This is a genomic window from Anabaena sp. EIM26 (assembly GCF_057568715.1).
The window spans coordinates 221,231-242,866 of sequence record NZ_CM172472.1 but is presented as its reverse complement, the minus strand read 5'-3'; the positions used below and the strand labels follow the sequence as shown (position 1 = coordinate 242,866).

At 38.7% G+C, this 21,636-nt stretch carries 14 protein-coding genes; 9 read left to right on the top strand and 5 right to left on the bottom strand.

All coding sequences use genetic code 11. From position 1 onward, the window contains the following. Positions 1-469: 469 nt before the first annotated feature. The 6 genes from nifV to AC012T_RS00940 all read left to right on the top strand — a co-directional run bounded on the left by nifV (position 470) and on the right by AC012T_RS00940 (position 5,419). Positions 470-1,603: a homocitrate synthase gene (nifV, locus tag AC012T_RS00965; protein WP_487062477.1), complete on the top strand. Its 1,134-nt coding sequence runs from the start codon at positions 470-472 to the stop codon at positions 1,601-1,603. Further along, a complete protein-coding gene (locus AC012T_RS00960; protein ID WP_487062475.1) occupies positions 1,590-1,877 on the top strand; it encodes a nitrogen fixation protein NifZ in 288 nt (95 codons plus the stop codon). The genes nifV and AC012T_RS00960 overlap by 14 nt, the downstream gene beginning before the upstream one ends. After that, positions 1,852-2,055, top strand: a complete 204-nt coding sequence (nifT, locus tag AC012T_RS00955; protein ID WP_487062473.1) for a putative nitrogen fixation protein NifT — start codon at positions 1,852-1,854, stop codon at positions 2,053-2,055. Before AC012T_RS00960 ends, nifT begins: the two co-directional genes overlap by 26 nt. Positions 2,056-2,239: 184 nt before the next feature. Then, a complete protein-coding gene (locus tag AC012T_RS00950) occupies positions 2,240-2,797 on the top strand; it encodes a (2Fe-2S) ferredoxin domain-containing protein (RefSeq protein ID WP_487062471.1) in 558 nt (185 codons plus the stop codon). A gap of 286 nt (positions 2,798-3,083) precedes the next feature. After that, positions 3,084-4,241, top strand: a complete 1,158-nt coding sequence (locus AC012T_RS00945) for a hypothetical protein (protein WP_487062469.1) — start codon at positions 3,084-3,086, stop codon at positions 4,239-4,241. A 350-nt stretch (positions 4,242-4,591) separates the two neighbouring features. Next, positions 4,592-5,419: a hypothetical protein gene (locus AC012T_RS00940; protein ID WP_487062467.1), complete on the top strand. Its 828-nt coding sequence runs from the start codon at positions 4,592-4,594 to the stop codon at positions 5,417-5,419. A gap of 296 nt (positions 5,420-5,715) precedes the next feature. Here AC012T_RS00940 and AC012T_RS00935 read toward each other — a convergent pair whose 3' ends face one another. From AC012T_RS00935 to AC012T_RS00925, 3 genes are all read right to left on the bottom strand, one after another. Next, positions 5,716-8,886, bottom strand: a complete 3,171-nt coding sequence (locus AC012T_RS00935) for an MFS transporter (RefSeq protein ID WP_487062465.1) — start codon at positions 8,884-8,886, stop codon at positions 5,716-5,718. A gap of 468 nt (positions 8,887-9,354) precedes the next feature. Next, positions 9,355-13,122 carry a CHAT domain-containing tetratricopeptide repeat protein gene (locus AC012T_RS00930; RefSeq protein WP_487062463.1) on the bottom strand — a complete coding sequence of 1,256 codons (3,768 nt, stop codon included), beginning with the start codon at positions 13,120-13,122 and terminating at the stop codon, positions 9,355-9,357. Between the two features lie 415 nt (positions 13,123-13,537). Then, positions 13,538-14,929 carry a hypothetical protein gene (locus AC012T_RS00925; RefSeq protein ID WP_487062461.1) on the bottom strand — a complete coding sequence of 464 codons (1,392 nt, stop codon included), beginning with the start codon at positions 14,927-14,929 and terminating at the stop codon, positions 13,538-13,540. 96 nt (positions 14,930-15,025) lie between these two features. On the opposite strand from AC012T_RS00925, the gene uvsE reads away from it, so the two are divergent. Continuing rightward, positions 15,026-15,970: a UV DNA damage repair endonuclease UvsE gene (uvsE, locus tag AC012T_RS00920; protein WP_487062459.1), complete on the top strand. Its 945-nt coding sequence runs from the start codon at positions 15,026-15,028 to the stop codon at positions 15,968-15,970. A gap of 56 nt (positions 15,971-16,026) precedes the next feature. Next, on the top strand, positions 16,027-17,616 hold the full coding sequence (locus AC012T_RS00915; RefSeq protein WP_487062457.1) for an Hsp70 family protein: 1,590 nt from the start codon (positions 16,027-16,029) through the stop codon (positions 17,614-17,616). 153 nt (positions 17,617-17,769) lie between these two features. On the opposite strand, the gene AC012T_RS00910 is transcribed toward AC012T_RS00915, so the two are convergent. Next, positions 17,770-19,026, bottom strand: coding sequence for a sensor histidine kinase (locus AC012T_RS00910; RefSeq protein ID WP_487062455.1), 1,257 nt, complete (start codon positions 19,024-19,026; stop codon positions 17,770-17,772). A 592-nt stretch (positions 19,027-19,618) separates the two neighbouring features. On the opposite strand from AC012T_RS00910, the gene AC012T_RS00905 reads away from it, so the two are divergent. Then, the gene (locus tag AC012T_RS00905) at positions 19,619-20,794 is read left to right on the top strand and encodes a hypothetical protein (protein WP_487062453.1); all 1,176 of its coding nucleotides are present in this window, start codon (positions 19,619-19,621) and stop codon (positions 20,792-20,794) included. Positions 20,795-20,848: 54 nt separating this feature from the next. Here AC012T_RS00905 and AC012T_RS00900 read toward each other — a convergent pair whose 3' ends face one another. Continuing rightward, positions 20,849-21,466, bottom strand: a complete 618-nt coding sequence (locus AC012T_RS00900) for a TetR/AcrR family transcriptional regulator (RefSeq protein WP_015212408.1) — start codon at positions 21,464-21,466, stop codon at positions 20,849-20,851. Positions 21,467-21,636: the final 170 nt, after the last annotated feature.

The window sequence follows — 21,636 nt, the reverse complement described above, 5'->3', positions numbered from 1 at the left end:
ATTTTTTTGCACTTAGATATGAAGCAGCTATTTGTGAGACATCAATTATCTAGAACACAGATCACTTTTCGTAAACAAATGAGGTTATTACTATGATTACTAGTTTAATTGCTGGATTGAGTATCTTGTTACTTACTGGATTTACTAATAGTTATATTAGCTACTTACTATTTGACAAACATCAAATTTACAACAGTAAAAAGCCTTCGTAAATTATACCAATATTTTGTTTTCTGTCATACAGATGTGGTGTGAGTTATTGAGCAATAATTAAAGATTATAAACCGTGTTCAATAACTGGTGCTATGAAATCAGACAAAAGAAAGGAGGTTTAATTGCTTTTATATGTATTGGATCTTTTTATTTAATGTTTATCTAGAAATTTTTAATATTTCTTTTATATCTATTATTACTAGGGATTGTAGTGTTAAAGGGTATTAGTAAAAACTCCGCCAGAGGAATATTTGAGATGAATCAAATCATTATTAATGATACTACCTTACGTGATGGTGAACAGGCGGCAGGTGTTGCTTTTAACCTAGAAGAAAAAGTAGCAATCGCTCAATTTTTGGATGCCATTGGCGTTCCTGAAATAGAAGTCGGTATTCCGGCAATGGGAGAAGAGGAAATTCGGGCAATTACAGAAATTGCTAATTTAAATTTAGATGCCAAATTACTAGCTTGGAATCGCGCTGTTATCTCAGATATTAAAGCTTCTATCGCTTGCGGACTACAACGAGTACATATTGCTATTCCCGTTTCTGGTATTCAAATTGCTGCTAAATTTCATGGTCAATGGAGAGTAAGTTTACAAAGACTCAAAGACTGTATTAGCTTCGCTGTTGATAATGGTCTTTGGGTTGCAGTAGGAGGAGAAGATTCTTCTAGAGCAGATGAAAACTTCCTCGAAGATGTAGCATTGTATGCTCAAGAATGGGGTGCGTCAAGATTCCGTTTTTGCGATACAGTTGGAGTTCTCGATCCCTTTGGAACTCATCTCAAAGTTAAGCGCTTAGTATCTACTTTATCAATTCCCGTAGAAATTCACACTCATAATGATTTTGGTCTAGCAACTGCTAACGCTATTGCTGGTATTAAAGCCGGAGCAGTTTCTGTTAATACCACTGTTAATGGTTTAGGTGAAAGAGCCGGAAATGCAGCTTTAGAAGAAGTTGTGATGGCACTTAAATGTATTTATGGTGTTGATTTGGGTATTAACACTCGACACTTATTAGAACTATCTCAATTAGTTGCTGCTGCTTCCGGTGCTAATGTTCAACCTTGGAAAGCAATTGTTGGTAAAAATACCTTTGCTCATGAATCTGGTATTCATGCTCATGGTGTATTACAAAACCCAGAAACCTATGAACCTTTTGCTCCTGAAGAAGTAGGTTGGGAGCGCACTTTGGTAATAGGTAAACATTCTGGACGGCATTTAGTATCTAATCTATTAGAACAGTATGGGATCTTTTTAAATGCGGAAGAAACCCAATCTATTTTAGATGCAGTGCGTCAACAATCAACACTAAAAAAACGCAGTCTCACCACAGAAGAATTGTTAAATTTAGTACGTGAACAGAGGTACTCTCATGCAGCGCGATGAATTAGAACTGGACTTACCTCCCGCTTTTGAAATTGGTCAAAAGGTACGAATTCGTAAATTGATCAAAAATGATGGCACGTTTCCCGGTCAAGACATTGGTGCAGTTTTGGCTCAAAAGGGAGACGTTGGTTATGTAGCAAGTATAGGTACATATTTACAAAATACCTATATTTATGCGGTGCATTTCTTAGAAACAGGGTTCGTCATCGGTTGTAAGAAAAAAGAACTAGAAATTGTTGAGGAAAATAATGAAAGTAATGCTCAGAATGAATGATGCTGGTACTTTGGTGGTTTATGTTGCCAAAAAAGACCTTGAAGAAGAAGTTGTTAAACAAACAGATAGTGATTCAGGTAAAGTTCTTACTTTAGCTAATGGTTGGGAATTAGAATTTAGTGAGTTACCATCTACAGAAAAATTACCCCTCACTGTAGAAGCTAAACGCCTCGCTTAGAAATTTGATGGTAGGGAGATGGGAAGATAGTGAAAATCTATCTTTCAAATCATGTCAAAAAAATTCGTAATTCGTAATTATAATTATTGAGAGTTTGTCTTCTCTTTAATTACGAATTAGACATGATTCACCCTATCTAACTCAGGTGACACAGAAGTTAATTTTGGAATTTTGAGTTACTGATATGGGTGAAAAGTACCAGACTTTATCGGAATTGAATCTTGAAGGACAGTTTTTAGGTTTCGTCGGTGATAAATCAGGACAATATAAACATTTACAGTTAGCAATTCCTTCAGGAAAGGTAAAAGTTAAACTACCTAAAGACTTGCGCTGTTCTCCAATATCTACTTTAGTTCCTGGTGAACAAATTCGCATTGGTGCTGTCGGTAAATTAAACTCGCGGACAAGTAAAGTTAAACTCAAAGCTTATCAAGTTGAAGCAGTTGGTTTGTGTCTCATTGAAAATAGACTACCACAAACCAAGGCTAAGATTATGGTTTGTCAAAAATCTGGTTGTATGAAGCGGGGTGGAAAAGGTTTATTATCAGAGTTAGAGAAAACTCTGTGCGATCGCGGTTTATCAGATCAAGTGACTATTGAACACACCGACTGTCAAAAACGCTGTAGTAGCGCACCCAATTGTGTTTTGATGTTGGGTAAAAAGCAATACAAAAAAGTTCATCCAGAAGCGATTGCTTCTTTATTAGAGAATCATTTAAAAGGATGTTTTAAAAGTGAGTAAATAATGTGACTAAACTCACAATTTCAAGCTGAAATTTGAATAATCAGCTTGAAATTCTTTTCCGGATCTGTCTAATTCACTATTGGATAAATTCTATATTAGAGGATATTTTGAAAGGGTCTCTTGCTATTAAATATAGCACATTAAAGCATCTCAGTACATTAATAAAACCTTGATTTGCCGTTTTATTTAGACTCAGTAATAACGGTAAAATCTACCTTTTGGTAGTTTACGAATATCCTTTAATCAAATAAATAAGTTGTATAAGAGTGTGAGGATCATAACTTTGAATAAATGCCAATTTGCCAATATGATTTCTGCTAATTGGCTGCTGTTGATTGGAATAAATCTTTTAGGTGGCCTTTTCCTATCTACATCTGTTGCCATTAAAGCTGCATCTGCAATTGATAGAGAAGTTACTGATGCTGCAAGCAAGGAATTAGCGACTGAGAAAAAAGCAGAATCCACTGCAAAGATTAGCCAAAAATCGCAACATCCATCTTTTAAACTGAAGCAACGTTTGATTCAGTTCAAACAACAACAGATTCTCAAGCAACAAATAGATGCCTCAAAGAATGTGGGGGATACCTTTGGGGAAGCCAAGAAACTTTCTCCTACTCAAAACCAAACTATCACCCAACAGATAGATACCTCTGGTGAAGCAGGTGATACATTTGGAAATGTTAATAAATTACGCCAGGATTTATTAGTTGAACCCCTGATTCCAACAACTCCTCCACAAACTCCTCCACAGACTCCTCCAGCCAAGCGAACCTACCAACCTGGACTCAGTTTTGGCGCTCCGAGCGCTTTCGGGGCGGCTTGGGGTGACTTATTTGTAGGAGCATCAGGCGCTACAGCAGGTAAAAGTAGGGACGGGAACCCAGACGCGAGTATGAGCGCAGGTTTTGGCATAGGAGATGCCTACAACCTAATTGGTTTGGAATTAACCTTCAACAACGGTAGTATCAAAAACTTCGGTTATAACGGCACATTTGACCTCAAAGCTCACCGGGTTGTCTATGTTAAAGGCAACAATCAAGTTGCTGTAGCTGCTGGCTGGAATACCTTTGCCCAGTATGGTAATGAAGGAATTAGACCTTCCGGTGCTTATGGTGTAGTTACAACATACTCTCTTTTACAGCCCGACAATGCTGTTAATCCAATGGCTATTTCCTTTTCTGTAGGAGCCGGTGGTGGCGACTTCCGACAAGGTAATGATAGTACTGGTGTATTTGGTGGAGTGGGTCTGCAAGTTCATCCCCAGATTGGTATGGGTTTCGGTTGGAGTGGAGTAGGTTTAAATGCTGGGGTTTCCTTCGTTCCTGTGCCTACTATTCCTTTGATAATTACTGCTCAAGGTGCTGATCTCACAGATAACAGTTTCGGCGGTAGGATATTTGTTCTGACTGTGGGCTATGGTTTCAATTTCCTACCTAGATAGGTTTGATAGCATCAAAACTTAAACAATACATGAAGGTTTTCAATGATTATGAAAACTTACTAATTTGTCCTGCTGATTCCTAAAAGGCAGTTGCTCTTGGGAAACCTCAAGACTGTACTGCCTTCTCTTGGTTCCTAATTTATGGCTTACGTCAAGCCACTCCTCACGACAAAGTTTTTCAGCCAACCCTAAGGGACTTCTAGTAAATAAATTATCTAATCTTGTGGAATGGGCTTCTAGCCCGTCTGGGTTTAAAGGCTGGCTTTTTGTCCCACAAGAATTAATTGAATATTTTTTTATTTGGAAGTCCCTAATTCAGCGCTTCAATATTGACTATCTAGAGAATAACCATGTTGAAAATTAGAACCTTTTTTCTTGCTCTGGCTTGTGCGCCTTTAATTACACTTTCTTTGCAGTTAACGAATCAAGTTCAAGCGGGTTCACCAAGTAAAGGTCAGGCGGGTTCTGGTAGTGGCGGTGCAACCCCACCTGTAAACTATAACCCATCACCAAGTAAAGGTCAGGCGGGTTCTGGTAGTGGTGGTGGAGGCATAAATCACCCTGGTCAATCACCAAGTAAAGGTCAAGCGGGTTCTGGTAGTGGTGGTGGAAACACAAATCCCCCTGGTCAATCACCGAGTAAAGGTCAGGCGGGATCTGCTAGTGGATCAACTTCATCTAATATCATTGTCACAAAAGAACCGGATGGGTCTATTAAGATTACGCTTTTACCTGATGCTGTAAAGAGGCTAAATGATATTGCTGCTAGACTGCGTGCTAGTGGAAGGGATAGTAAATTTACACGGTTTAAAGCTATTTTACTTCAGAGATATTTCGTGTTAAATGGGATTAATCCACAATTAGCAAAAGCATTCACAAGTGTATTACCAAATATTTTCTTGACTTCTGCCGATGCTTCTACTACACCCAGTCTTCCTTCAGTTCAGTTACCACAAGGAAAGTTAATAGCCAGCATGAAAGCTTTCAAAGCTGGTTTAACCATTGCTGAGGCTAATGAAGCACCAACTGTGAATGTTGATAAACTGAACGAAGCTATTAATATCCACAACAAGATAGTTCTAGAAAGTGATCCAGCCACTCTTCAGCAACTTGTACGAAATTCAGACTTTGTGGAAATTGGTAAAGCTCTTACAGAATTAAGGGCTGCAATTCAGTAGTATTGAGATTAAGTCTGTAGGGTGTGTTAGGGGCATTTGCAAAAAATCTTGATTTATGAATAACTGGATCAAGTGCCGTTACCCACCATTAGCCGTTGATAATTATATATATCTTCTTATGGTGGGTAACGCTTTCGCGCAGCTATGCTCGCAGAGCTATACCAACCCATTAATATTGCGTTCCAAAAACCGATTTTCCGCGCATCTTTGTTATAAAATCATTTGAGTTAAGTTTTTAGATATATGCAAATAAAAAGCCTCTGAATGAGAGGCTTGATTAATAATTTAGAGAAGCTTTAAGCAAATAAATTAGGAGTCATTACTGCTAAAACTCCAGCTATTACGGATGCGGCTAGGGAGACTAAAGCGGCGTTAAATAACCACCAAGCAGCATCTGCAACAGCTTTTTTGCTGTCGATCGCTTGCTTTTTCGCTTGTTCTCTAATAGCTCGTAGTCTTTTTTGAGTTTCTTGCTGGATGCGTTCGGCTTGGTGTAATACGCTATCCCGCGCAGATTCCACGCGATTGATAATTTGATTTGCTTGCTCCTGGGAGATATCGGAACGGGAACTGAGGAGAGCAACTAAGGTATCTCGGTCGAATTGACTTAAGCGATCGCGCAAGGCTTCAAATCCGGTTTGAGGATCATCGAATATTTTCGCAAAATCTTGCTGGATACCTTCATAATTGAGTTCAGGACGCTCCATAGAGTTGAGATAGTCACGAACTCTGTCAAAAATTCTATCAACAAGCGATCGCACTCTTTGCTGAATTTGCTGGAATTGTTCAACAATGGAGTCACGCACCGATTCGATTTGGTCTACAATGCGGTTCGCTTCCTCTTCTGAGATATCCTCACGTTGAGAAAGCAAAGCGACTAATGTAGAACGGTCGAAGTGAGAAATGCGATCGCTTAAAGTTCCCAAACCTGCGCGGGGTGAAGACAGCAGCAATTGCAAGTCACGTTTGATACTTTCAGGATTCAGTTCTTCTTTGTCGGTGTTCCGTAGATAATTTTCCAGATTTGCTTCAAAATCTACCACCTGTTTAGTTGTGCGTTGCACTAAACGCTGGGGAGTTTTGACAATATTAGCGATCGCATCTTGCACAGAATCAATAATTTGGTTAACTTGTTCCTCATTCAAATTCTCGCGCTGACTGAGCAGTTTAACCAAAGTTTCGCGGTCAAATTTCGACAAGCGATCGCGTAATGCTAAAGTCCCCTGTCTAGGGTCATTAAACAACTGTTGCAAATCTCGCTGAATACCTTCAGGATTCAGTTCTTCCAAATTAGTATTTCGCAGATATTCAGCTATAGCTGTTGTCGTTTGTTCATACTGCTCTTTCGTTTTGTCTGCAACTTTTTGCGGCGTTTGCAGAACATTATCTCGTACCCTTTCCAAAGTATCTAGAGTTTGGTTAACCTGTTCCTCACTTAAATCTTGACGCTGACTCAATAATTGGACTAAAGTGTCCCTATCGAATTGCGATAAGCGAGAACGCAAAATATTTATTCCCGCTTCCGGGTCTTCTAACAAAACTTGAAAATCCCGCTTGATAGCATCAGGATTGAGTTCATCCTTATTCGTATTTCGCAAATAATCTTCTACCCTTTGGCGCAATTCCCCAGCCTTATTTCTGGCTTGTTCTTGCAATTCTCTGCCACGGTTAATAAAATTATCACGAGTACTTTCTAGTTGACCAACAACATTATTAGCTTCCTCTTCGCTGATATCCTCACGTTGCTGAAGTAATTGTAAGAACGTATCACGGTCAAATTCACCCAAACGTTTCTGCAAACTTTCAAAACCAGCTTCTGGATCTGCCAACAGAGTACTAAAATCTCGCTCAATACCTTCAGGATTCAGTTCCTCTCTATTAGTATTTCGCAGATAATCTTCTATCCTACTACGTAAATCCTGAGTTTGCTCCTGTTCTTCCCTGTGCTGAACAATTGGTAAAACTTCTTGACGAACACCTTCTAATTGTTCAGCAATTTCAGTCATTCTATTTTCACTAAAATCACCCCTCTGTCTCAGCAAATTAACAAAGTAATCTTGGTTAATTTCTTCTAACTCACTGCGAACATTTCTAGGGTTGGCATTTTCATCATAAATCACTTCTCTAAATTCATCTTGAACCGTAATCCGGTTGAAATGCCAAGGAAAAGAATTAAGAACATAATCTTCTACATCTGCTTTGATATTATTTTGAGATTGTATTGGTAAACCTTCAGCAACTTGATTACCAATTTTACGCCCTTGCTCACTGGTTTGCTTAGTAACCTGTTTCAGTTGCTCAATAATTTTATCGACATCAACATCTTGAACACTGCTACCAATTTTTTTTAATTCACTAGTAATTTCCTGAACATTAATATCAGCAAGGTTAACTCTCTCTAAAACTGCTGTTCCCGCAGCACCCAAACCATATTGAACAGCTTTTTTTATAACACCATTGGTTTGCTTGCCATTTCCACCACCAACACCGATCAACTCTTGAAGTCGTTCACCTAATTTTTCAGATTTTAGTTCTTCTGGGCTGGCAGACTTGAGTAAATCAAGAACTTTTTCAGTTGAATCTTGGCGATTTATAACCTGCTTCCAAGCTTCCTCAAGTTGGTCAGCAATTTGATTTACCTGCTCTTGAGAAAAATCAGTTCGACTACTGATTAAATCAACAAAAGTCTGACGATTAATATTTTTCAGAAATTCCCTATCACCAACATCTCGCAAATCTAAATCTTTTAACAATTGGTTAAATTGATTTCTAATTTCTTTAACATCTAGATTTGGTAACTGTAGAGAATTCAAAGAACTTTGCAGAGTATTTCTAATACTATCAGCATCAAAACCTGACGTTAACTCTCGACGAACTGCGGCTGTAATTTCTTCAGCCGTAGCCACCATCTGTTTTTGAGCAACATTAGCACCAAGAGCATTAGTTGCAGTACCCATCAAACTTTGAATACCTGAAGTTACAGTGTTAACAAAAGAACCAATTAAAGAGCCTAGAGCATTGGAACCCAGCCACATAATTACAGTAAAGAAGCTAGACCAAATAACTACACCAATAACTGCTCCTAAAAACACACTTTCAATTAAGCTCAGTTTAACCGCCAAAAAACAAGCGAGGAACAATGCAATACTAGAACTAGCAATTGCCCAAGTCCCAACTTTAGCTTCTAATTTGCGAACTGTACCCCCCACTGTTTCTGCATCATCAACATCAGAATATGCACCAGTTCCTATGGCTGAAATTCCCGCAGCTACAGAGAGATTTGTGAATAATAATTGAAAAGCAAATGCCATGAGTACACCACATAGCAAAGCCAGCAAGAAATTAGAACTAGAAAATATAAATGGGGCTGGTTCTGGAATAAAAACATCACCAGTCACTGTAATTGGAGCTAGTCCTAAGTGCAAATAGCACCAATTGAAAGTAGTTAATAAACTTGTAAAAAGCATAACTTCCTCTTTAAAATCGAAATAAAAATTGCGTAAATCTTGATTAAGAAACACGCCTCAAAGGTATCCTTATTAGGAGGTAATAGCTGTTGTGTATTTTGGTGTTAGAATGGATCAAATTTATGGCTTATTTAGGGCTTGCAACTGTATAATAATAGCTTCGGCTTTTCTGTAATATCTTCTGCCATTCGATATATAAGCTTCTATGCTGTAAGAGATATTAATTAGGGCTTGCTGATAGCCTAACCCTGAATTCTTGATTATTAAACCTGATCTTTACCTGAGTTCGACATCAGATAATTTGTGGAAAACTCGCCTTCAGTAGGAGTTTCAAACCCTTATTCTCTCGCTCTTAAAAATCAGAACTCCGTTCGCGTAGCGTCTCCATTCGGCGAAGCCGTGCCGTAGGCATAGGAGAAACTCCGAACTCCGAACTCAGATGATCTTTAGACATCTCCTCAGTTTGCATCACTGCCAATCACCTTGAATAGAAAAAGCTGCCCAATAATAAGGCGCAGAGAAGTTCTTATTGCGCCACATTTCTAATTGCGCCGTCCTCAATGCTGCCATTGGATTTAACCCCTCCTTGAGCATCTTTTGATAAAACTTAGTCATCAACTCTGCCGTACCCACATCGCTCACACTCCACAAACTCACCACCACTCGTTTAGCTCCCGCATACATAAACCCCCTCGTTAGTCCCACTAAACCTTCACCTTTCACCTCTTCACCTAGTCCCGTTTCGCAAGCACTTAAAACTACCAACTCCGCAGGTAAATTGAGGTTAAAAATATCTTGAAGACGTAGAAAACCATTTTGTGATTTGCCATTTTGATCAAATAAAGACAATACCACACCAGATAACTCTGGATGGATAGAATTGATTAAACCGTGAGTTGCTAAATGAATAATTTGGTAATTTCCTAATTCAGAATTAGTTGCTATATCACGAGAAGCTTGGAAATCAAATGCTTGCAAACGTTTATTTTCTGGGACAAGGGCAAGAATTTTCTCAGCTTCCTGGCGTGTATATTCCAATCTATTTAGGGTAGAACCCACATCAAAAGCAGAGCGAGTGAGACTACTGGCAATGGTGGTAGGTTTAGTAAACGTTGGCACACCTGAAAAACGAGTATCTGTTAATTCAAATACCGGGTCGGCTATTACTGCCAGAGTTTTAGCTGCTGGACGACGACCTCGGAGTTGACGACGCAAAATAGCTACTGTCGAAGCTGACGGTAAAGAGACAATTTCATTCTGTACCAACAGAGGTGTGTAACCTAATTTTGCTGAAGGTATTGGCAGGGCTGCAAAGGGAATATATTGTAATGCCCCGTCACCGACTATTAGCAAGCGTTTGTTGCCCAATTGATTCCCTACTGGTTGCAACAACATTTGGCTTAATTTCTGTCCTGCTTCTAAATCTCCTTCTTTTCCTGTTTTGAGAAAAGAGTAAAATTCGTCAGATGCAGCTTTTATAACCGCAAGTTTTGGCAATTGATAGCTAGTCATCCCCTTTTTACTAACTACCCATAAATAGCTCCTATCCTTCCCCAAGGAGTATTCTAAAAGTACAGTATTATCATCTAGTACCTGTTCTTGAATCTTTTTTAGAGTCAAGGGTTCAGGATATTTAAGTTCGGCATAGCGGGGACTAGTAAGGCGGATTTTTGCTGCCAGTTGGTCAATTTGGGTAAGTAAGGATTCAATATTTGCTTGAAGTTCTTGTAATTGTTTCTGGCTGTACTGACTATTAAGAAGTTGATATTTGTTATTTTCTAAGGTGTTAAGTTGTTGTTGCAAATTACTTTCTTCAGCTAAGAGTTGAGAATCTACACCAGTTCTAATATCTGCATTAGCTTCAGTAAGTAGTTCCAACAAACTGCGAGCGCGGCCACGTTCACTGGCATGAAGGGCTTGAGCATCATAGCCTTGATGAGGATTTTTTTGATGCAGTTGCATCAGCAAATCAATATATAGTTTATAGTAATCTTGAACTGTGGCAAAGTAAGAAGCACGGAGTTCTTGAGAGCCAATTTTGGTTCGCAGTTTCTCTACAATTTTGATAGCAGTTTCTATCGAAGTTAGAGCTTGTTGATAATTACCTAAATCACGTTGCAGTTCAGCAACATTGTAAAGACTCAAAGATTCCCCAGCTTGATCTTGTACTTGTCTTTTGAGTACAAGAGATTGGTCATAGTAATCTAGAGCTTTTTGTTTTTCCCCTGTACTGGAGTAGATAGAAGCAACGTTATGAATAAAAATTGCTTCTGAACCTTTTTCTCCCATTTGTTGGGCAAGAAAAACAGATTGCTGGTAATATTCTAAAGCCTTCTGCATCTCTCCTAGACTGCTATAAATTCCCCCAATATTATTGAGCAACAAAGCCTCTCTACTCTTGTTACTTACTTGTCGAGCTAGGGGCAAGGATTGATTGAAGTAATCTAGAGCTTTTTGCTTTTCACCTAAATCATTATAAATCCCACCAATATTATTGAGGGTTAGGGATTCTCTGGATTTATCTCCCAATTTTTTGAATAAACTTAAAGATTGATTATAGTAATCAAGTGCCTGATGTTCTTCTCCTAATTTATCATAAATACTACCAATATTATTGATAATAATACCTTCTATATTTTGATTACCAATTTGTCGAGCCAGCAGCAGAGATTGATTAAAATAATCTAAAGATTTTTGCTTTTCTCCCAGATCATCATAAATTCCTCCAATGTTGTTAATCGCCAATACTTCTAGATTTTGATCGCCAACTTGTTGGGATAAATCAAGAGATTGCTGATAGTAAGAAAGTGCTTTTTGTTTTTCTCCTAATTTAGAGTAAGTTCCACCAATATTGTTGAGAGTATTTGCTTGTTTGTCTTTATCCCCTAACTGTTGAAATATGGGAAGAGATTGGGCATAGTATTCTAGTGCTTTTTTATTTTCTCCTAAATCATTATAGACTTTACCAATATTGTTGCGAATAACTGCCTCTCCTGATTGATCACCTATTTGTTGATATAGAGAAAGAGATTGGTTATAGTATTGTAGTGCTTTTTGCTTTTCTCCTATATCTGAATACACACTACCAAGTTTAGCTAAAACCATTGTGGCTTTTGTATTGTCAGCTAATTTTTGAAAAAGCAATAAAGATTTTTGTAAGTATTCTAAAGCTTTAGGTTTTTGTGCAATATCACTATAAACAATAGCGATGTTATTGAAAATAATAGCTTCTGTACTTGTATCGCCTATCTTTTGGGAAATATCAAGAGACTGATTATAGTATTTTAAAGCTGTTTCATTTTCACCTATTTGATTGTAAACAAAGGCAATATTATTGAGAGTATTGGCTTCTCCAATTTGGTCTTTGATTTCCCTTCGCAGCCGCAGAGATTGATTATAATAATCTAGAGCCTTTTGTGCTGCATTAAGATTGGAGTGGATTAAACCAATATTATTAAGTATAAGAGCTTCCCTATATTGATTACCTGTTTGTTGCCAAAATGCTAAGGATTTATTGTAATATTCTAGGGCTTTTTGTTTGTCGCCTATTTCATTATAGATAGCGGCCATGTTATTGAAAGTTAATGCTTCATTTGATTTTTCACCTACTTGTTGAGAAAGGGAAAGAGATTGATTATAATATTCCAAGGCTTTTTTTTCTTGTCCTATATCATCATAAATTTTGCCTATATTGTTGAGAGTTAATGCTTCGCCTCTTTTCTCTCCTAATTTTTGCCTGAGAGGGAGAGCTTGGTTATAATATTCTAGAGCTTTTTGCTTTTCACCCATATCATCACAGGCTTTCCCAATATTATGTAGGGTGAGTGCTTCCAGGGATTTATCCTCTATTTGTCGGGAGATAGGAAGAGCTAAGTTATAAAGTTCTATTGCTTTTTGAGATTGGCCAATTTGATCATAAATAAAACCGATGTAAATAAGAGTGACGGCTTGGGCAGAGCTATTACTGGCTTTTTCATATAAAATAAGTGCTTCTTCCAATTTTGTAATTGCCTGTTTTAGAGATGCTGATGTTTTTTGCTGAAATAGTTGAATACCTTCCTGATAAGCTTTATCGGCTTTATCTGTATTAGCTGGCTTTTGGGCTATAACCTCTATCTGTCTAGGTATGGTGGCTACAGACTTTGATAACGAAAGAATATTAATAATTCCGGGTAGTGAGATGAGTGTAAGTAATGCCAACATTGATTTTTTCAGCATCATTAATTCCAATATCATTGAACAGAACAAGCTGCTAAATAATCAGGAGCAGATTCTTCAGTTTGTAATATTTATAACTGTATTGTCAATATAGCTGCAAACGAGTGCTGAGTAAAATTAGATAATTAGGGCTTGCTGATAGCGTAGCGTATGACAACTACGTCGTTAATTGAACTGTATTGATTCCTATAGATTAGGGACTTCCAAATAAAAAAATCCCCAATTTGTAGGGTGTTTTAGGACGCTAGTCCGTACACCATAAATTAAATTCAAGGATAATGGTGGGTTACGCTGTCGCTAACCCACCCTACGGTTTTTGTTTAGGTCATTTATTTTTTGGTGTTCCCTTAGAGGTTGTTTGAAAACTTTGTCGTGTGGTATCTAACACTTGTAGTTTGATCAGCTACGGCTGAAGATTACTCAAAATGTCAATTTAAGGATTTGGAAACCGATACCAACCATACCAATGCAGAACTGCTAACCATGCGACTGATAGCAAGCCGGCTAGACTGAGAGTTAAACCACTAAAAGGTATTAATAAACCAAAAACAGGTAAAACAGCGCCAGCAATTGTACAAATAATTGCAGATAAGGAAGTATGACGATTTGAGCCTAAACCATAGGTTAAAATTAGAAAGATAGATGCAATCATTGTCCAAGCTAGTTCGGCATTTATTACCCGCGCCATGTAGGTTAAAGTTAGTAAGCAGGCAAAGAAAATAGCCCCGGCTATGGCAACATTTTTTAAATTCATTGGTAGAGACAAATACAAAAGTAATATCCACCAAAGAAACAGTGCGGGAGCTAATAGTAATAACCGGGGGATAATGCCAGTATTTTTAATAGGTTGGGTACTGGTAAATACGCCAAAGGGATTTTTGACAGAAACATTTTCATCAAATGTCCAAGTGAATTGGGTGCTGTTACCATCAACTTTAACGTTAGTGGGAACAATGCCACTAGCAAAATCTGCATTTCTAAAATTGGCTGTTGCTATGAGACGGAATTGAGAAAGTAGTTGATTGGCTGCACTATAAACCCAACGTGAACCACCTATAGCTTGATAGGTGACTTTAAATGTTGTTTCTTCTCCTGGTTTTAAACTGAAGGGAAATCCATAATCACCGGGATTAGTTTGTTTTAATCTTGTACCGTCACGTTCTATTTTGTAACTTTTTAGTAATGAGTACCCCTCTGGTGGTGGTGCTTCAAAGAAAAAACTATCAATATCGCTGAGGGGGTTAATAACTTTATAATCAGCAGTGTAGTCAGTGTTGTAAATGACGCTGCTGTTTTGAACGTTGACACTTTGGTCAATTGTGACTTGAATTTGCGAGCCGGCTAGTGTGAGGTAACGGGTAACTTTTTGTTTGTCGTTGACTTTGACTATTTTGCCATCAACTTGGGTGGTATAGATGTATGGCTCTTCGGTAATGTAGCGGATTTGGGGCGCACTTTGTTCTAATTTATCACCGGCAACGCTTTCTGCGACTTGGGCTATTTTGGCTTGTTCCCAGTGGTGGTAACGATTGCTGAGGGTGGAAAATAGGAAAAATCCGGTGATTAATAAAATTAAAATTAGGGCTAAATGCTGTAGTCCCCGCAATAATTGAGAATAGCGAATCGACCATTCACCAAAGAAAACGGCTTGTTCTGTGGTGTTGCGTCTGAGGGAAAAACTGATGAGTGCGATCGCAACTCCCAACGCTACAATCAAAAATATCAATAGCAATGAACCTTGAAATACTTGAGTGCCAAATTGTACTAACTCTTGAGGATGTGTCAAATCTGGCAAACCAGGAATGCCTTGAGCAGAAGGAGACATGGGCAGATACTCAGATTTTTAGAGAATTTAAGCATCTTGACAGATGTAATCTCACAAAAGTTTCTGCAAAAATACTAAGAATACATTGTTAAATTAATGACTCAAATTCAATTAGAAAAAATCAATGCACAGCAACAAACCAGCACTAAGCCGTATTTAGGTCTGGTTTGCATCACTTCTGATCAGCAAGTGCGCTTTCGGACTATTACCCGTACCCGTTATTTAAAACTCTCTCTTCAACAACGTGAAGATACTTTGAGACAACTTTATCAACATAATTTGCGGTGCTTAGATGAGGCTTTGTCTTTTTGTCAAAAGCAGAATATTCGGCTTTATCGAATGACTTCGGCTTTATTTCCTCTCAGCGATCTGGAAGATGAAATTGGTGCAAATATTTTAGAGGAGATGAGTGCAGATTTAGGTAAAATTGGTCAAATAGCCCAAACTTTGGGGATCAGAATGGTGTTACATCCAGATCAATTTGTAGTGTTGAGTTCTGATTCATCTGAAGTAGTAGAAACGAGTATCAAAATTTTAGCAAGGCACGCCCGCACATTAGATTTACTCGGTTTACCCCAATCACCTTGGGCGCTGATGAATATTCATGGTGGCAAATCTCAACGTGCAGAAAAGTTAGTAAAAGTGATTTCTGAACTACCACCAGGTATCAAAAATCGGTTGACTTTAGAAAATGATGAATATGCCTATAACGCCAATGATATTTTAATGGTATGTCAACAGGCAGGAATACCGATGGTGTTTGATGCTCATCACCATATTTGTTATGAAAAGTTAGATACTTATAATCATCCAAGTGTAGAGTTTATGCTTTTAGCAGCACGAGAAACTTGGTTAGATCCAGATTGGCAGTTAGTACATATTTCCAACGGTGACTCAGGTTTTAATGATAGAAAGCACAGTGATTTAATTACTGCTATGCCTGACGCTTACTACCAAGCGCCTTGGATAGAGGTAGAAGCGAAACAAAAAGAAAAAGCTATTACTCATTTGCAAAATTGGTGGTTAATCGAGAATAATTAACGATATATTAACTATACTTACGTATTTACATCGGGTGTGAAAGAATAAAATAAGATATGCCTATTGCTATTGATTTTGGTACTAGTAACACAGTCATTACGCGCTGGAATCCCGTCACCCAGCAACCGGAAACTATAAATATACCGAATTTATCAATTCAGGAGCAATTCAATCCCCCACTGATTCCCAGCTTGGTTTATGTGGAAGAAGCCACCCAGAATCAGATATTAGTTGGGCAACAAGTGCGCGATCGCGGTTTGGATATCAAAGGTGACTCTAGATTTTTCCACAGCTTTAAACGGGGTATTGGTGCAAATATCCCAGGGTTTTCACCAGAAATAGATGGAAAAACCATCTCTTTTGAACAAGTAGGAGCATGGTTTTTAAACAAGGTAATTTCTGAATTAGCACCCATAGAAGGGGGAATAGATTCTTTAGTTTTAACTGTACCCGTAGATAGCTTTGAAGCTTATCGTTACTGGTTAGGCAAAGTTTGTCAAGCGCTTCCCATTGAACAGGTGCGGATATTAGATGAACCAACAGCCGCTGCTTTGGGTTATGGTTTGTCAGGACAAGAAAATCTCTTGGTAATTGATTTTGGCGGTGGGACTTTAGATTTGTCTCTAGTGAGTTTAGAGCAAAAAACACCAGCAAAAGTAGGATTTCTGCTCAAATGGGGTAATAAATCCCTGGCTGAAGACTCGAAGCAAAAAATCAAAACAGCCCGTGTGTTAGCAAAAGCAGGGCAAAATTTAGGCGGTACTGATATAGATAATTGGATAGTTGATTACTTTGCCAAAAGTCAAGGATTTCCAGTTAATTCCCTGACAACTCGACTGGCAGAAAAGTTAAAAATTCAGCTATCTACCCAAAATCACGCTAGTGAATTTTATTTTAATAATGATACTTTTGAAAGCTATGATATGGAACTTAATCGCAAGGGACTAGAAGAAATCCTCAAAGAAAACGGATTTTTCGACCGCTTGCATGAGGCAATGATGACGCTGTTACAGCAAGCACGTCGTCAGGGCATTGAACTGGATGATATTAATGCAGTTTTGTTGGTTGGTGGATCTGTGCAATTAACTGCGGTGCAGACATGGGTCAGCCAATATTTTGAGCCAGAAAAAATCCGCTGTGAAAGTCCGTTTGAAGCGATCGCACAAGGGGCGTTGCAAATCACTCAAGGTTTAGAAATTAAAGACTATCTCTATCATAGTTATGGTGTGCGTTACTGGGATCGTCGTCACCAGCGTCACAGCTGGCAACCAATTATCAGGGCTGGACAGGCTTATCCCATGACCCAACCAGTAGAATTAGTCTTGGGCGCTTCTAGGGAAAATCAACCCAGCATAGAGTTAGTTTTGGGGGAATTGGGTGCAGAAACTGGAGGGACAGAAGTTTATTTTGATGGAGAGCGTTTAATTACTCGTAAAATTAACAGTATGGACATCACCGTCAAACCGCTGAATGATCAAGAAGGTGCCAGAAATATTGCCCAACTTAGCCCCCCAGGGTTTCCGGGGAGCGATCGCATTAAAATCTTATTTCAAGTTGACGAACAGCGATTATTACGCATCACCGTTGAGGATTTGCTGACCAATGACACCTTGGTAGAAAATCAACTTGTGGCACAGTTGAGTTAGGGGCTTGTACCAAAAATTCCCAATCCCAAATCTAAAATTTTTAGAGAGGAGTCACTGAGAAGCCCACACTCACCTGAAAGGGAGTGTGTGGAGTATGTCACAAGTAAAACTGGCTTTGTGTATAGGTCTCAACTTAGATTTTGTACCTCCTAACTATGCAAACTGCTGTATCTTGTAATCTTGTTTTAATGGGATTTGAATTATAAATTTAGTTCCTTTATCTATATGTGAAAAACAAACCAACTTTCCATGATGCTCTTCGACAATAATCCGATAGCTAATCGACATACCAATTCCTGTTCCTTGTCCTATGGATTTTGTAGTAAAAAATGGCTCAAAAATTTTCTGCTGAAGATGCTCAGGAATACCAATTCCATTATCGTGTATTGTAATTTCTACCCATTCTTCTGCGATTAGAGAAGTCTGAATTTTAATTTGAGCAGGATTATCTTTAATTCCTTGATATAATTTTTTGGTATTGCTTTCTTCCAGCGCATCTATTGAATTTGTCAGAATGTTCATAATTACTTGATTGAGTGAGCCAGGATAACACTCAACATCAGGTAAATTATTGTAATCTTTGATAACCATAATTTCTGGACGCTCTGGTTTTGCTTTGAGACGGTGTTGCAAAATCATGAGTGTACTATCAATTCCTTCATGAATATTTACAGTTTTAAGTTCAGCTTCATCTAAACGTGAGAAATTTCGCAGTGACAGAACAATTTGCCGTATGCGCTCACTTCCTACTTTCATAGAAGCTAATATTTTCGGCAAATCTTCTTGGAGAAATTCTAAATCAACTGCTGCGATTAGCGTTTGAATTTGCAATTGTGGAACAGGAAATTGAACTTGGTAAGCTTTGACAATGCTCAATAGATCCTCTGCATATTCTTGGACATGAGCCAAGTTACCGTGAATAAAGTTAATTGGGTTATTTATTTCATGTGCAACACCTGCAACTAATCGTCCCAAACTCGACATTTTTTCTTGTTGAATTAACTGAGCGTGTGTCTGTTTAAGTTCTACTATAGTTTGTTCTAAAAGTTGGTTTTTGCTCTCTAGTTCCATCTTTGATGCAAATATCTGACTGAAGCAAGCTAGTAAATCAAAACTTTTGTAAAAAGTCAGAAATCTTACAGCAATAACCACTGTGAGCAAGTCTGCTACTGTTTGCCAGAGGAGTGAATGAATCAACCCCAGCGCTTTCAATCCATGCAAGCCGTGACCAAGAGAGCAACTCAAGAAAATCATAGCTACTGTAACCACGAGTGGGTCAACTCCAAGCTGCCGATTACGCCAAACCCCGTGAGCGATTACACTACCAATGATCAAATAACAACAAGAAATGATTAAGTTTTCGCTGACTAGTAACCAAGGCAGTTTATCTGCCTCTAGAAAATAAGACATGAATTTGATAACACTCGAAGATATATATATTTAACGTACCCATTCTGCACTCAATAAATATAAGATTGCACCTTTTATATAAATTTATTTAAATAGATACTGTGGTTAGCTACTTATTAACTGGTCTTTAGACTAATTCCTAGTGTAAAACTCTAAACCTTATACATTGATAGAGTTACAAATTGCATTTGTATAAACCAGTCTACTTACTTTGAAACCCATAGTTTTTTCTTAATTGTTTTTTTCCTAAATCCTAGTTCCCCTTTGAAAAACTCCAGTTCTCAACTTGGATGAACCTGAGTTAGACATAAGATAATTTGTGGAAAACTCGCCCCCGCTAGGACTCTCAAACCCTTATTCTCTCGCTCTTAAAAATCATAATTCCGTTCGCGTAGCGTCTCCATTCGGCGAAGCCGTGCCGTAGGCATAGGAGAAACTCCGAACTCAGGTAGGTGTTGGGTTTCGTCTCTCAACCCAACCTACATCTGAAATCTGTATTTTGTTTCCAAATCTGTAACCCAATCCTGAGGCTGAGTATTTATTGGCTAACTTGAGATTGCAAGATTTACTGAGATTGCTCAATCTATATTCTATGCTGCAAAAATTTTCCCACTCAGCCTTAGTCAAATCAACTATTTTTGGATGTCTGCTTGTTTCTAGTTGCCTCATCTCCTTACAGTCTACCGTTGCTAATCCGCAAGTTTTGATGACACCACAAGCAAAGACGATCGCTCAACAAGTGCTTCAAGATGCGATCGCTAATGAGAAACTTGATCATACTGCAAAAGTCGTTCAAATTGAGCGAGTTGGTAAGGGCGATATCTGGATGTACAATCCTGTACCTAACTGGAAAATTGCGATCGCTGATCAGCGTCAAAGTTTGGTCTATTTCACCACTGATAATAGTAACTTTAGAGTCTTGATGCAAAGGAACGGGCAAAATATCCATTCTCTGGGAAAACCTGCCCAAGAAGTTCCACCACCGGCAATGATCACAGCAGCGATTCAACAGGCGAAAAAATGGGGTTATCCTGGACAACCCGCATTAACTAATATTTCATCTGCAAAGACAACCTGGGCAAGTGGTTGTGAAAATATTTCTGCCCCTTATCCCTGCGATCCTGTTCTTCGCCAAGGCTGGAAAATTACCATTCCCCACCAACGCCAACGCTGGGTGTTTCAAGGTGAAACAGCCGATGATTTACAATTGATTGCACGTAGTAATCCTGTTATTGAAAGCGGCTTACCGATTCCGGTGGGTAAGGAAATCAAGAGTATTGCCAGCAAACACTTGCAAATCTTACCCTCGGTTGTTCTGATTACGAAAATCGAGCCTAAAACCTTTACGGATAGCTGTTTAGGATTAGGGAATTTAGCCCAATCCTGCGCTCAACAAACAATTCGGGGCTATCGGGTGACGGTGGCGGGAAAGTCCCAAACACGGCAAATATATCGCATTAGCAACGATAAAGTTAATATTCGCACCGAAGCGATCGCTGGACTTCCCAACCGCACTGATGAGATACCAACTGCGATCGCTCGCACAGTATTCAACGCCGCCCAATCAGACTTAAAAAAACCCATTGCTAATCTCAGCATTACCCAAGTTGCACCAAGATTCAATTGTTTTCGTAGTCCCACAGCTGCACCCAATGAACCTTGCATACCAACACAGCGCCTTGAAGGTTGGAATGTCACAGTAACAAATTTTCAGAAATCACTGAATTACACAGTTAATCTCAGTGGCAAGATTCTTAGTAAACGATAGCTGAGTGCTGAGTATAAATCCATTAGATACAAGGCTTTTAGTAATTAACACCCTCTAAGATTCTTTAACTAAGACACCATTGAGGAAAATATCAGCGAGTCCTTCGGCCATTTTTTGCATTTCTTGGGGGGATGCGTTGGGTTCTAGGAGGGTATGATCAGAAAAACCAGCTACGGCAAACATTCCTAAAAATACCTTAGCCACTAGTTTGGCATCTGTTTGGCGATAGATACCTTTATCCATCGCTGTTTGAAAGAAAGCTTCCGCTACATCCGTCATTTTATCAATAACTTCAGTTTGAATGCGATCGCGCAAATCTGGATGAAACTGCACCTCCATGAAACAAACTCGCATCATTTCCACGTTTTTTTGCATATTCCACATTCGCCGGCGCATTACCTGAGCTACAGCTTTATAACTACCCATTTCACTCAATTCTGTCAACAAATCTGTAAGAATTTCCACCCAACCGCTAGTTGCTACTTCGACCAAAATCGCCTTTTTATTAGAAAAATGACGAAACAGAGTACCCTCAGCTACACCTGCTGCTTGCGCTAAATCGCGGGTGGTTGTACCATCGAATCCCTGAGCAGCAAATAACTTTTGCGCCGCTTGTAGGATACGGGTGCGCGTCTGCGCCTCTGACGGTGGGGGAGAATTAAAAACTCGCATAATAATAGTAGTTATTGCTATATCTCAGGAACACGACTTGTAGCAATATTGTCTAACGTTTAGCCCAAAAAGCCTAAAAAGCTTAATACAAGATTAACGCTCTGTTTGTTAATTAGTATATTTCTCAAGAAGTGTAACTTTACTTTAATTTTTGCTATGAACCATTGGAT